Source organism: Streptomyces sp. NPDC029296 (assembly GCF_055569255.1).
This window is the reverse complement of the sequence record NZ_JBVHXT010000003.1, coordinates 105,768-118,088: the sequence shown is the minus strand read 5'-3', so window position 1 is coordinate 118,088 and position 12,321 is coordinate 105,768. Positions and strand designations below refer to the sequence as shown.

The window sequence follows — 12,321 nt, the reverse complement described above, 5'->3', positions numbered from 1 at the left end:
GCGCTCCCGTCAGTCGTTGCCGTCAGAACGGCCACCACTGACGTCCGACTCCTGCTCGGCACGGGTGCGCGCGGCCACGATCTTCCGCTTCGCGACGAGCAGGCCACCCCCCTCGGGGGTCACCGAACCGGTGTTTTCTTCCACCATCGGACTTACCTCTCTCTTCTCGGGGACTCCCGCCGGGATTCCGGCAGGAAGCAAAGGGACAGCGACGAGCGCGGCGGACGCCGACCTCGGTGACGACGGGCGTCCCGTGCACCGAGGGCACCCGCACGGCGGGTACTTGGTCGGTGAACCCAAGATCAGCGCGTTGCGCGGGTCCACCTGCACCGTGCGCACCGGGCCGTATGTCCGGCCCCCGTCGTATGACACCCGGAGAGTCATGCGCCCGGTCGTCATGAGCGCACACCAGCGTCAGGACCGAACCTCCGCCGGTACGCCAGCCGCCACCCCGCGCCGTAGCGGACCCACTTTTCGTTTCGCTCGGTCGCTGCCATGGAGAGAAACATTGACCTAGAAAGCGACGGCCGTGTAGTTCTTCCCCGTCATGGACTAAAGATCACGAACGGCAGGCGGTAGACCACTCCGCCAACAGAGCTCGCGCTTCGTCCCCGAACAGCGCATACCTCTCCAGCGTGCAGAACAGCTCCAAATGCATTTCGATGTCTCTTGGATCTCTCAGGATCACGACACCGGTGGTGTTCTCCACAGTGGCCAGGGTGTTGTCGTAGACAGTGAAGGTGTCCATCGGAGCAATGGGCTTGTACCCCGCGATTGGGATGACACCGAGCTTCACATTCGTTAGATGGGTCAGTGAAGCCAGCCGGTCAATCTGCATCGCCATCGCAGCCGGGGGCAGGAGTGGCCACCTCACAGCCTGCTCGGTGAGGATGAAGGTAAACCGCTTCTTCGTGTCGTAAAGAACCTCCTGCCGCTCCAGCTTCCTCGCGATCGTCTTAGTGACATCGGCCGGAGAATGGGCAAGACTGGCTCGGATGTACTCAGGGGTGGACAGCAGTCCTGTAATCATCGAGAGCAGGAAGAAGCGGAACTCCGTGGACGAGGATTCAAGGGAAGCAAGTTCAGTCTGCTTCTTCTCCAGGCCCCTACGTCGCAGCGAGCGCAGGTCTTGCCATTCGGTGTTGGCCAGCCTCGAAAGGGCGATGACCTCCTCGATGACCTCGGGCGGAGCCACGACGGCCCGGAGGATTCTTTCCAGGTCCAGCAGACTCGGTTGGGCTTTCCCATTCTCGATCCGGCTGATCTTCGATTGGGACATGTTGCAACGCCGAGCGAGCCGGTCCCCAGTGAGGCCGGCTCGCTTGCGTAGTTCTTTCAGCAGGGCGGCCAGTTCTTGCTTCGGCTGCCCCAACTGTTCAGGCTCGAACGTCACCTGCTCACGTACTCCAGGAATGGAACCGACTCGGCAACCGCAATCCGCTTCCACTGCCGGTACGGCTCGGGATCACCCTCGTACAGTTCCCGGTTTATCTGCGTCCCGTCCGTCCGGTAGTTCATCAGGACCACCTTGGACTCATCGAACATCCAGAAATCCTGGTCCGGGAGTCCCGGGTTCTCCCGGTCGGTGAGGTCGAGGATTCGGATATCCTCGCCCGCCTTCACGTGATGCCGGTAGTAATACTCGAACTCGAACCGAAGGTAGTCCGAGAGCGGGCGGGTCACGACGTGCACCCTGCCGACATTCTTTCCTTGCGAGGTCCATTGCCGAACCTCGTCCATCCAACCCGAGGTGTAGTCGTCCGGCGACTTCACCCCGGCGAGGAAGCGCTTCAGCTTCTCCGCTTCCTGGGGCATGGTGTAGACGGGCAGCGTTTCCAGCCGCCACGCCTCACGCTCCATGGAATCGAAGCAGTCATTCCAAGCGTCACCATCCAAGTGCACGGAATGCCTCCCTGAGAACCGCCTCCGGGATTTCCACGAGCCCTTCCCCGGAGGGCGGGGTGAAGGCGTCGGACACGTCGCCCTGCACCACGAACGACCCGGTAGCCGTGCGGTACACGTTCGGGCAGTCCTTCTCTCCGCACTCCCCGTTGCCGTTGCCCGTGAGCCGGGTGAGTGCCGAACGTTCGGACATGCCAAACCCCCTTGCTCTGACCCCGTTTGGGCCGCCTGCCCACCGACAGTAGAGGGGGTGGCGCTACGCGTCTATGCGGGAACGCGACTATGCGTGTCCTTGCATAAACAGGTCCCCGGCCGCCTCAGCCACCCCCGGTACGTGGTCGCGTACGCGCCCGTGCAGACTGGGCGCAGCCCCGTGGCGCGGTCCGAGAAGCCTGACCAGGGACGGACGCCCCGGAGGAGGGTTGGTCACGTGACCAACGCATGACCAACAGGGGCCTGAAAGGGCCTGAAACAGCAGGAAAGAACAGGAGAAACGCCCGCCGAAATCCAGCCTGTCAGCGGGCGTTTTCCCAGGTCAGAGCAGTTGTGGGCTGGTGCCCGAGAGGAGAGTCCAAGTCCCCCCTCGAACACCAGCGAAGACCCCAGTCGATCTGGGGTCTTTCTGTTTCTCCGGCCTGGAGACTTCCCGGGCCGGACAAGAACTGCCCGGGCGGGGGCCGGCCGGTGACCTAATCGAGTTGACCGTTCCCGGCGGGCGGTGCTGGAGTCGGCACGTGGACAGCATCCCCGCCAACCGGCGGTTCTGGAACCGGATCAGCAGCTCCTACCAGCACGAGCACGACCCGCGGATCGGCGCGACGCCCCGGCTGTGGGGCATGTACTCCCTCCCCGACGCGGACCTGCACGCCCTGGGCGACGTCACCGGCAAGCGCGTCCTCGAACTCGGCTGCGGCGCCGGCCAGTGGTCCAGGGCGCTCGCCGCCGAGGGTGTCGCCGTGGTCGGGCTCGACCTGTCCGAGGCCCAGCTCGCCGAGGCGGCCCGCGCGATGGGAACGGCCCGCTATCCGCTGGTGCAAGGCGCCGCCGAACGACTCCCCTTCGCCGCCGACAGCTTCGACCTGGTGTTCTGCGACTTCGGTGGGCTCAGCTGGGCGCCCCCGCACCTGGCCGTGCCGCAGGCCGCACGCGTCCTGCGCCGGGGCGGGCGCCTGGTGTTCAACGTCGCCAGCCCATGGTTCGAGGCCTGCTACGACGAAGCCGCCGGCCGCGTGACCACGACCCTGAAGCAGGACTACTTCGGGCTGAACACCATCGCCGAAGACGACGGCGCGACCAGTTACCAGCTCACCTACGGCGACTGGGTCAGGGTCCTGCGCGGCGCGGGTCTCGTCATCGACGACCTCATCGAACCGCGCCCCGCACCCGGAACACCCAACGGCTACAACGAGACCGACCCGCCCGACTGGGCGCACCGCTGGCCGGCGGAACTGCTCTGGGTAACCCACAAACCGTGAGCCCTGAAGGCACGGCCTCGTCGTCAAGGCCCTAGTGGGGCGTGCTTTCGCGGGTCGGCTCACGACGGGGTGCGAACGGGGCGCGGCCGAGTTCGGGCAGGACGGTGAGGAGCCCCGCGGCGGCGAGGCCGGCGCCGAGCCAGAGCGGGGAGCGCAAACCCCACAGGTCGATGGCGACGCCGCCGAGGGACGAGCCGAGCATGACGCCGAAGGTGATGAAGGAGGAGTGGACGGTGTTGACCAGCGGCCCGGCATTGCCCGCGCGCTGCACCCGGGTGATCATCGCCGGGTTCATGGTGACGCCGACCAGGCCGACGCCCAGCATGCAGGCCACGGCGGGGGCGGGCGCGCCGGCGAAGACCGCGAAGCCCGTCAGGAAGAGCAGGTTGAGCAGCAGGCCGACGGCGAGGACCGGCAGGGTGTGCCGGTCGGCGAGCCGGCCGACGACCGTGTTGCCGATGACGGTGGCGGCGCCGTAGGCGATCAGGAGCAGCGGGACGGTGCCCGCGGTGAAGCCGGTGAGGCCGGTGAGGATGGGGTTCAGGTAGCTGAAGGCGGAGAAGGTGGCGCCGATGATCAGCGTGCTGGTGGCCAGCGCCAGCCACAGGCGGGGCCGGGCGAACACGCCGGCCTCGGCGCGCAGGCCGCCGCTCGGCGCGGGGGCGAGGCGCGGCACCCCGGCGGCGGTGGCCGCGGCGGCGGCCAGGGCGAGCGCCGAGACGGCCCAGAACGCGGCGCGCCAGCCGAGCCGTTCGCCGATCAGGGTGGACAGCGGCAGCCCGAGCAGGGTGCCGAGCATCAGCCCGTTCATGGCCACCGCGACGGCCCGCCCCCGGGTTTCGGGCCGGGTGAGACGGGCGCACAGCGAGAGGGCGACGCCGAAGAAGGCCTGGGAGGCGACGCCGGTGACGACGCGCGCGACGAGCATGGTGCCGTAGCCGGTCGCGGTGGCGGCGAGCACGTTGCCGGCCAGGAAGACGGCGAAGAGCACCAACAGGGCGGTGCGGGGCGGGAGTTTCATCACCGCGACGGTGAGCACCGGTCCGCCGAGGGCCATGGCGGCGGCGAACGCGGTGATGAGATAGCCGATCCGCGGAACGGTGGCGTGCAGGCCGGCGGCCATCTGCGGCATCAGGCCGGCGACCGCGAACTCGCTGGTCACCATGGCGAAGATGCCGAGCGCCAGGACGTAGACGGCTCGGGGCACGGTGGGGACTCCTTGGGGTACGGGTCCGCGCTGGGCGGCGGGTGGCCAGTTCTGGACTGAGGTGTTCAAAATCAAGGTGTGAGAAAGAGGTTTTAGATGGATCAGTTCAAAACAAGGGCAAGGGTCACGGCGCGGTCGTCCCGGCCGTCATGGCGGCCGGGACGGGCGGCCTGCCCGGATCAGGCGGTCAGCGCGTCGAGGGTGATCGCGGCGATGGCGTCCAGGGCGGCCCGGTCGGCGCCGCCCTGGGCGGAGACGCGCAGGCCCGCGATGGCGGCGTTGAGGAACCGGGCCAGGTCGCCGGCGTCCCGGGGGGAGGTGATGCTGCCGTCCCGCCGGCCGGCCTCGACGGCAGCGCGCAGGGAGTCCAGTCGAAGGGCCGTGTCACGCTCCAGCATCCCGGCCGCGACGGCGTCCCGCCCGGCGAGTTCGACGGTGGTGTTCACTCCGAGACACCCCAGGCTGCGGCCGGTGGGCCGGTTCTGCGCGTCGCCGTCGAGCACCAGGGTGAACAGGGCGCGGATCCGGTCGGCACCACTGCGCGACGGGTCCTCCAGCACGGCCAGCTGACGCGCGTTCATGGCGGTCGTGTAGCGGTGCAGGACGCGCTGGAACAGGGCACGCTTGCTCTTGAAGGTGTTGTAGACACTGCTGCGCCCCAGTCCGGTGGCGGCGCACAGGTCCTCGGTGGAAGTGGCTTCGTACCCCTTCCGCCAGAAGGTCGCCATCGCCGCGTCGAGCGCCTGCTCCTCGTCGAACGTCCTCGGTCGGGCCATACTCGGACCCTAACCGTTTTGGACTGGACATTGCAATACTATCCACCCCCGGCTCGCCGTCCGGGCCGCAGGCGGGATCCCGTTCCTCCCGAAACCCTGACGATCAGCTGTCGAATCCCTTGACGATCGCCCTTCCGGCGGATTAACTCACGTCCTAAATTAAGTCATGAGTGCAATCCCCGAAGGGACACCGGGACCCATGCGCAGCACCCGAGCCGCGGCCGTAGGCGCCGTCACCCTGTCACTCGCCCTGGCGGCCACGGCCTGCGGAGGCGGATCGGCCACCGGCGGCGGGTCCAACGACTCGCCGAAGACGCTGACGTACTGGGCGTCCAACCAGGGAGCCAGCATCGAGGCGGACAAGAAGGTGCTCCGACCCGAGCTGGACAAGTTCGAGCAGCGGACCGGCATCAAGGTCGAGCTGGAGGTCGTGCCCTGGTCGGACCTGCTCAACCGGATCCTGACCGCGACCACTTCGGGCCAGGGCCCGGACGTGCTGAACATCGGCAACACCTGGAGCGCCTCCCTCCAGGCGACCGGCGCGCTGCTGCCCTGGGACGAGAAGAACTTCGCCGCGATCGGCGGCCGGGACCGGTTCGCCGAGACCGCCCTCGGTTCGACCGGCGCCCAGGGCAAGGACCCGGTGGCGGTCCCGCTGTACTCGATGGCGTACGCCCTCTACTACAACAAGAAGATCTTCGCCGACGCCGGCATCGCCAAGCCCCCGGCCACGTGGGCCGAACTGGTCGCCGACGGCAAGAAGATCAAGGCCAAGGGCGTGTCCCCGCTCGGCGCCGAGGGCGCGAACCTGTCGGAGAACATCCACCACGTCTTCGTCTTCGCCAAGCAGCACGGCGCCGACTTCTTCACCGCCGACGGCAAGCCCGACTTCACCGACCGCAAGGTGGTCGACGCGGTCAAGAGCTACGTCGGCCTGATGGCCGAGCACGAGGTCATCCCGGCGGGCGACGCCGAGTACGCGCAGAACCAGTCCGTCAGCGACTTCGCCAAGGGCAAGCAGGCCATGCTGCTGTGGCAGACGGCCTCCGCCAACCTCGAGTCCCAGGGGATGGGCGAGGACGCCTACGGCATCGCGCCCGTCCCGGTGATCTCCGGCAAACCCGGCGCGGGCACCCAGGTCAACTCGCCGGTCATGGGCATCAACATGGCCGTCTTCAAGAACACCGACAACCTCGACGGCGCCACGAAGTTCGTGAAGTTCATGACCTCCGACGAGGAGCAGAAGATCCTCAACAAGGCCTACAGCGCCATCCCGCCGGTCACGTCCGCGCAGGCCGACCCCGCCTTCGACGCCCCGGACACCGCGGTGCTGAAGGACACGCTGGCCACCAGCGCCGCCGCGCTGCCGCAGGTCGCGTCCGAGTCGCAGTTCGAGACGGCGGTCGGTACGGCCGTCAAGGACCTGTTCGCCGACGCCGCCGCCGGGCGCCCGGTGACCACCGACTCGGTCGAGGCGAAGCTGCAGAAGGCCCAGCAGCAGATGCCGGCGGCGTGAACCCCACGATGACCACCACCGCCTTCAAGGAACCGGTGCGCCAGACTTCGTCCGGCGCCGCGGCACGCGCACCCCGCCGCCCCGGACGGCTGCGCCGGATCTCGCTGCCGTACCTGCTGCTCCTGCCCGCCCTGCTGCTCGAACTCCTCGTCCACCTGGTGCCGATGGTCATCGGCATCGTGATGAGCTTCAAGGAACTCACCCAGTTCTACATCCGTGACTGGGGCACCGCCCCCTGGTCCGGCCTCGGCAACTACCAGGTGTCGGTCGACTTCGACGCCCCCGTCGGCGAGGCCCTGCTGCACTCCTTCTTCGTCACCGTCGGCTTCACCCTGCTCTCGGTCGCCCTGTGCTGGCTGATCGGCACCGCCGCCGCGGTCTTCATGCAGGACACCTTCCGCGGGCGCGGACTGCTGCGCGCCCTGTTCCTGGTGCCGTACGCGCTGCCCGTCTACACCGCCGTCATCACCTGGGTGTTCATGTTCCAGCACGACAACGGCCTGGTGAACCACGTGCTGCACGACCAGCTGCACCTCACCGACAAGCCCTCCTTCTGGCTCATCGGGGACAACAGCTTCTACGCCCTGCTGACCGTCTCGGTGTGGAAGGGCTGGCCGTTCGCCTTCCTCATCGTGACGGCCGGGCTCCAGAACATCCCCAAGGAGCTGTACGAGGCCGCCGCGCTGGACGGCGCCGGGACGTGGCAGCGCGTCCGCCGCATCACCCTGCCCTCGCTGCGCCCGGTCAACCAGGTCCTCGTCCTGGTGCTGTTCCTGTGGACGTTCAACGACTTCAACACGCCGTACGTGCTGTTCGGCAAGTCCGCGCCCGAGGCCGCCGACCTCGTCTCCGTCCACATCTACCAGGCGTCCTTCGTCACCTGGAACTTCGGCACCGGCTCCGCCATGTCCGTGCTGCTGCTGCTCTTCCTGCTCGTCGTCACGGGCGGCTACCTGCTGTTCACCTCGCGCGGACGGAGGGCCGCCGATGTCTAGCACCCCCACGCCGGCGGCACGTACCCGCACCCCGGCGGCGAGCACCCGCTCGCCCATGGCGCCGGCGCGTTCGTTCCTGTGGTTCCGGCGGATCTTCCTCACCCTGCTCGCCGGATTCGTGCTGGTCCCGGTGTACGTGATGGTCTCCAGCTCGCTGAAGCCGCTCGCGGACGTCAGCGGCGAGTTCCACTGGCTGCCCAGCGAACTGACCATCCGCCCGTACATCGACATCTGGTCGACGGTCCCGCTCGCGCGGTACTTCGTGAACTCGCTCATCGTGGCGGGCGCGGCCACGGTCTGCTCGGTCGTCATCGCCGTGTTCGCGGCCTACGCCGTCAGCCGCCACGACTTCCGCGGCAAGCGCGTCTTCACGGTGACCGTGCTGTCGACGCAGATGTTCCCCGGCATCCTCTTCCTGCTGCCGCTGTTCCTGCTCTACGTCAACATCGGCAACACCACCGGCATCGCCCTGTTCGGCTCGCGCGGCGGGCTGATCCTGACGTACCTCACCTTCTCGCTGCCGTTCTCCATCTGGATGCTGATCGGGTACTTCGACTCGGTGCCGCGCGACCTGGACGAGGCGGCGCTGGTGGACGGCTGCGGGCCGCTGAGGGCGCTGCTGCGGATCGTCGTGCCGGCCGCGACGCCCGGCATCGTCGCGGTCGCCGTCTACGCCTTCATGACCGCCTGGGGCGAGGTGCTCTTCGCGTCGGTCATGACCAACGACACCACCCGCACCCTCGCCGTCGGCCTCCAGGCCTACTCCACCCTCAACGACGTCTACTGGAACCAGATCATGGCCGCCTCGCTGGTCGTCAGCGTGCCCGTGGTGGCCGGGTTCCTGCTGCTCCAGCGCTATCTCGTCGCGGGTCTGACGGCGGGCGCCGTCAAGTGACCCCCATCCCCGCTCCCGAAGGGACTCCCGTGTCCGAACCCATCGACCTCGCCGCCTTCCCGCCCGACTTCCTGTGGGGCACGGCCACCGCGGCGTACCAGATCGAGGGAGCCGTGGCCGAGGACGGCCGTACGCCCTCGATCTGGGACACCTTCTCGCACACCCCCGGGAAGATCGCGAACGACGACAACGGCGACGTCGCCTGCGACCACTACCACCGCTGGCGCGAGGACATCGGCCTGATGCGGCAGCTGGGCGTCAACGCCTACCGGCTCTCCGTGGCCTGGCCCCGGGTGCTCCCCGGCGGCACCGGCCCGGTGAACCCCAGGGGCCTCGCGTTCTACGACGAGCTGGTGGACGCGCTGCTGGAGGCGGGCATCACGCCGTCCGTCACCCTCTATCACTGGGACCTGCCCCAGGTGCTCCAGGACCGCGGCGGCTGGCCGGAACGGGACACCGCGCAGGCGTTCGCCGAGTACGCCTCCGTCGTCGCCGGCCGCCTCGGCGACCGCGTCACCCTGTGGACCACCCTCAACGAACCCCTGTGCTCGGCCTGGATCGGTCATCTGGAAGGCACGATGGCACCCGGCTGGAAGGACCTCACCGCCGCCGTCCGGGCCTCCTGCCACCTGCTCCTCGGGCACGGCCTGGCCACCGAGGCGATCCGCGCCGCCGCCCCCGGCGCCCGCGTCGGCATCGTCAACAACCTCTCCACCGTGCACCCGGCCACCGACCGCCCCGAGGACGTGGCGGCGGCCCGCCGGCAGGACGGCCACGTCAACCGCTGGTGGCTCGACCCCGTGCACGGCCGTGGCTTCCCCGCCGACATGGTGGACACCTACGGCGTCGAACTCCCGCTGAAGGACGCCGACCTGGCGGCCATCGCGGCCCCGCTCGACTGGCTCGGCCTGAACTACTACTTCCCGGCGCACATCGTCGACGACCCGCAGGGACCGGCGCCGTACGCCCGTTCCGTCCGGCGCGAGGGCGTCCCGCGCACCGGCATGGACTGGGAGATCGACGCCTCCGGCATCGAGACGCTGCTGCTCCGGCTCACCGAGGAGTACGGCGCCCGCACGCTGTACGTCACCGAGAACGGCTCCGCCTTCCCGGACGTCGTGCGCCCCGACGGCAGCGTGGCCGACCCCGAGCGCCAGGACTACCTGGAGCGCCACCTCGCGGCCTGCGCCTCCGCCGTCCGCAAGGGCGCCCCGCTGGCCGGCTACTTCGCCTGGTCCCTGCTGGACAACTTCGAGTGGGCCTACGGCTACGACAAGCGGTTCGGGCTGGTCCACGTCGACTACCGCACCCAGGTCCGCACCATCAAGGGCAGCGGCCGGCGGTACGCGGACCTGATCCGCGCCCACCGCGGCCGGACACGCCGGGCCGCCTGAGCCCCGGCCCGGACGGCCGGTGGACACGGCTGGGGAGTCCGTGTCCACCGGCCCACCCTCACTCCATTCATGTCATGCGCACGACAAGTAAGCAGTAGTGCACCTCCACCCCACAAGGAGCGCCGCATGCCGTCCCGCACCCTGCTCGCCGCCCTGGCCGCCACCGCCCTGCTGTGCTCGGGCCCACTGCTGACCGCCCCCGCCGCCGCGGCCCCCGCCGCCGTCGGCTGGGACACCGACCGGGCGGCCGCCGCCTACGCGCTGAACCCGGCCGCCGTCACCGCCTCCGGCAGCGAGAACGCCGGCACCGGCCCCGGCCTGGCCTTCGACAGCCAGGCGGCCACCCGCTGGTCGAGCGATTTCGCCGACGACGCCTGGATCCGCGTCGACCTCGGCTCCGTGCTCCGGGTCGACCGCGTCACCCTCGACTGGGAGGCCGCCTACGGCAAGCGCTACGTCCTGGAGGTCTCGAGGAACGGCACCGACTGGACGCCCTTCTTCACCGAGACCGCCGGCACCGGCGGCTCGGTCACCGCGCACACCCACCCCCAGGAGGTCACCGGCCGCTACGTCCGGCTGCGCGGCCTGGAACGCGCCACGCCCTACGGCTACTCGCTGTGGAGCTTCAGAATCTACGGCGGCGAACCCGCCCCGGCCTCGGCCACCCGCACCAACCTCGCCCTCCACCACCCGGCCTACGCGAACTACTACCAGGACGCGGGCCATTCACCGGCGTTCCTCACCGACGGCGGCCGGCCCGCCGACCTCAGGGGCGACGTCAGCCGCTGGTCCAGCGACTGGAACACGGACCGCTGGGTGTCGGTGGACCTCGGCGCGCCCTCCACCATCGACACGGTGGACCTCTACTGGGAGTCGGCCTACGCCGTCGACTACCTCCTCCAGGTGTCCGACGACAACCGCACCTGGCGCACGGTGCACGAGCCGTCGGCCGCCGAGGTCGCCGCCCGTCGCGCCGACGTCAAGGCGCCGTCCGACGCGGCCGGTGTGCACGACTCGGTCCGGCTGCCCGCCCCCGTGACGGGCCGCTACGTCCGCATGCTCGGCAAGGAGCGCCGCTCCTTCTACAACCCGGCCCCCGCCACCGCCCAGTTCGGCTACTCGCTCTACGAGTTCGAGGTCTGGGGCACGGGCGGCAGCGCCGCGGCCGCGTACCCGGCGCTCCCCGCCGACCCCCCGGGCGGCTACCGCACCACCTTCTTCGACGACTTCACCGGCGCCGCGCTGGACCGCTCCAAGTGGCGGGTGGTGCGCACCGGCACCGAGATGGGCCCGGTCAACGGAGAGTCCCAGGCGTACGTCGACTCGCCGGACAACATCAGCACCCGCGACGGCAGCCTGGTCCTGAAGGCCGGGTACTGCAAGGGCTGCACCCGGGCGGGCGGCGGCACCTACGACTTCACCTCCGGGCGCGTCGACACCCACACCCACCTCGACTTCACCTACGGCAAGGTCAGCGCCCGGATGAGGCTGCCGGTCGGCGACGGGTTCTGGCCCGCCTTCTGGCTGCTCGGCAGCAACGTCGACGACCCCTCGGTGTCCTGGCCGGCGTCCGGCGAGACCGACATCATGGAGAACATCGGCTACCCGGACTGGACCAGCAGCGCCCTGCACGGCCCCGGCTACTCGGCGGACGGCAACATCGGCGCCCGCCAGACCTACCCGAACGGCGGCACGGCCGGCCAGTGGCACACGTACGCGGTCGAATGGACCCCGACGGCGCTGCGCTTCTCCGTGGACGACCGCCTGGTGCAGGAGACGACCCGGAACAAGCTGGAGTCCACCCGGGGCCAGTGGGTCTACGACCACCACCAGTACGTCATCCTGAACCTCGCCCTCGGCGGTGCCTACCCGGCCGGCTGGAACAAGGTCACCAGTCCCTACTGGGGCCTGCCCCAGTCCAGTGTCGACAAGGTCGCGTCCGGGGGAGTGCAGGCCGAGATCGACTGGGTGCGGGTCGAGCAGAAGGGCTGAACCGGTCCTCCGCCCGGGGAGGGCGGAAGGGCCGAACCGGCCTCCGCGCCGGGGAGAGGGGGGGGGGGGGGGGGCCCCCCCCCCCCCCCCCCCTCCTGTGGCGCCGCTTCCCCTTTTCCAGCCATAAAGCCGACAAGAGGGAGGACATCCATGCGGTGGTCCAGAAGAC

General features: G+C 69.4%; 12 protein-coding genes. 6 read left to right on the top strand and 6 right to left on the bottom strand.

Going from position 1 to position 12,321, the window contains the following annotated elements; genetic code table 11:
* Window positions 1–9: 9 nt before the first annotated feature.
* The 4 genes from ACZ4W9_RS03575 to ACZ4W9_RS03560 form a co-directional block, all read right to left on the bottom strand.
* Entirely contained in the window at window positions 10–147 is a 138-nt protein-coding gene (locus tag ACZ4W9_RS03575) for a hypothetical protein (RefSeq protein WP_249457127.1), read from the bottom strand.
* Between the two features lie 412 nt (window positions 148–559).
* Window positions 560–1,393, bottom strand: coding sequence for a helix-turn-helix domain-containing protein (locus ACZ4W9_RS03570; protein ID WP_467932891.1), 834 nt, complete (start codon window positions 1,391–1,393; stop codon window positions 560–562).
* Window positions 1,390–1,902: a DUF6879 family protein gene (locus ACZ4W9_RS03565; protein WP_467932890.1), complete on the bottom strand. Its 513-nt coding sequence runs from the start codon at window positions 1,900–1,902 to the stop codon at window positions 1,390–1,392. Before ACZ4W9_RS03565 ends, ACZ4W9_RS03570 begins: the two co-directional genes overlap by 4 nt.
* The gene (locus ACZ4W9_RS03560; RefSeq protein ID WP_189418471.1) at window positions 1,886–2,095 is read right to left on the bottom strand and encodes a hypothetical protein; all 210 of its coding nucleotides are present in this window, start codon (window positions 2,093–2,095) and stop codon (window positions 1,886–1,888) included. Before ACZ4W9_RS03560 ends, ACZ4W9_RS03565 begins: the two co-directional genes overlap by 17 nt.
* A 541-nt stretch (window positions 2,096–2,636) precedes the next feature.
* Here ACZ4W9_RS03560 and ACZ4W9_RS03555 point away from each other — a divergent pair.
* Window positions 2,637–3,377 (top strand): class I SAM-dependent methyltransferase, encoded by a 741-nt coding sequence (locus tag ACZ4W9_RS03555; RefSeq protein ID WP_467932888.1) that lies wholly within the window; start codon window positions 2,637–2,639, stop codon window positions 3,375–3,377.
* Between the two features lie 31 nt (window positions 3,378–3,408).
* Here ACZ4W9_RS03555 and ACZ4W9_RS03550 read toward each other — a convergent pair whose 3' ends face one another.
* Together ACZ4W9_RS03550 and ACZ4W9_RS03545 are read right to left on the bottom strand one after the other, a co-directional pair.
* Window positions 3,409–4,584: an MFS transporter gene (locus ACZ4W9_RS03550; protein ID WP_467932887.1), complete on the bottom strand. Its 1,176-nt coding sequence runs from the start codon at window positions 4,582–4,584 to the stop codon at window positions 3,409–3,411.
* Between the two features lie 179 nt (window positions 4,585–4,763).
* Entirely contained in the window at window positions 4,764–5,360 is a 597-nt protein-coding gene (locus tag ACZ4W9_RS03545; protein WP_467932886.1) for a TetR/AcrR family transcriptional regulator, read from the bottom strand.
* Between the two features lie 199 nt (window positions 5,361–5,559).
* Here ACZ4W9_RS03545 and ACZ4W9_RS03540 point away from each other — a divergent pair, with 199 nt between their 5' ends.
* The 5 genes from ACZ4W9_RS03540 (at window position 5,560) to ACZ4W9_RS03520 (ending at window position 12,152) form a co-directional block, all read left to right on the top strand.
* Window positions 5,560–6,876 (top strand): ABC transporter substrate-binding protein, encoded by a 1,317-nt coding sequence (locus tag ACZ4W9_RS03540; protein ID WP_467932885.1) that lies wholly within the window; start codon window positions 5,560–5,562, stop codon window positions 6,874–6,876.
* Window positions 6,877–6,884: 8 nt separating this feature from the next.
* Window positions 6,885–7,871 (top strand): carbohydrate ABC transporter permease, encoded by a 987-nt coding sequence (locus ACZ4W9_RS03535; protein WP_467933116.1) that lies wholly within the window; start codon window positions 6,885–6,887, stop codon window positions 7,869–7,871.
* A 55-nt stretch (window positions 7,872–7,926) separates the two neighbouring features.
* The gene (locus ACZ4W9_RS03530; RefSeq protein ID WP_467933114.1) at window positions 7,927–8,766 is read left to right on the top strand and encodes a carbohydrate ABC transporter permease; all 840 of its coding nucleotides are present in this window, start codon (window positions 7,927–7,929) and stop codon (window positions 8,764–8,766) included.
* A gap of 29 nt (window positions 8,767–8,795) precedes the next feature.
* The gene (locus ACZ4W9_RS03525) at window positions 8,796–10,160 is read left to right on the top strand and encodes a GH1 family beta-glucosidase (RefSeq protein ID WP_467932883.1); all 1,365 of its coding nucleotides are present in this window, start codon (window positions 8,796–8,798) and stop codon (window positions 10,158–10,160) included.
* A gap of 126 nt (window positions 10,161–10,286) precedes the next feature.
* Entirely contained in the window at window positions 10,287–12,152 is a 1,866-nt protein-coding gene (locus ACZ4W9_RS03520) for a discoidin domain-containing protein (RefSeq protein ID WP_467932882.1), read from the top strand.
* Window positions 12,153–12,321: the final 169 nt, after the last annotated feature.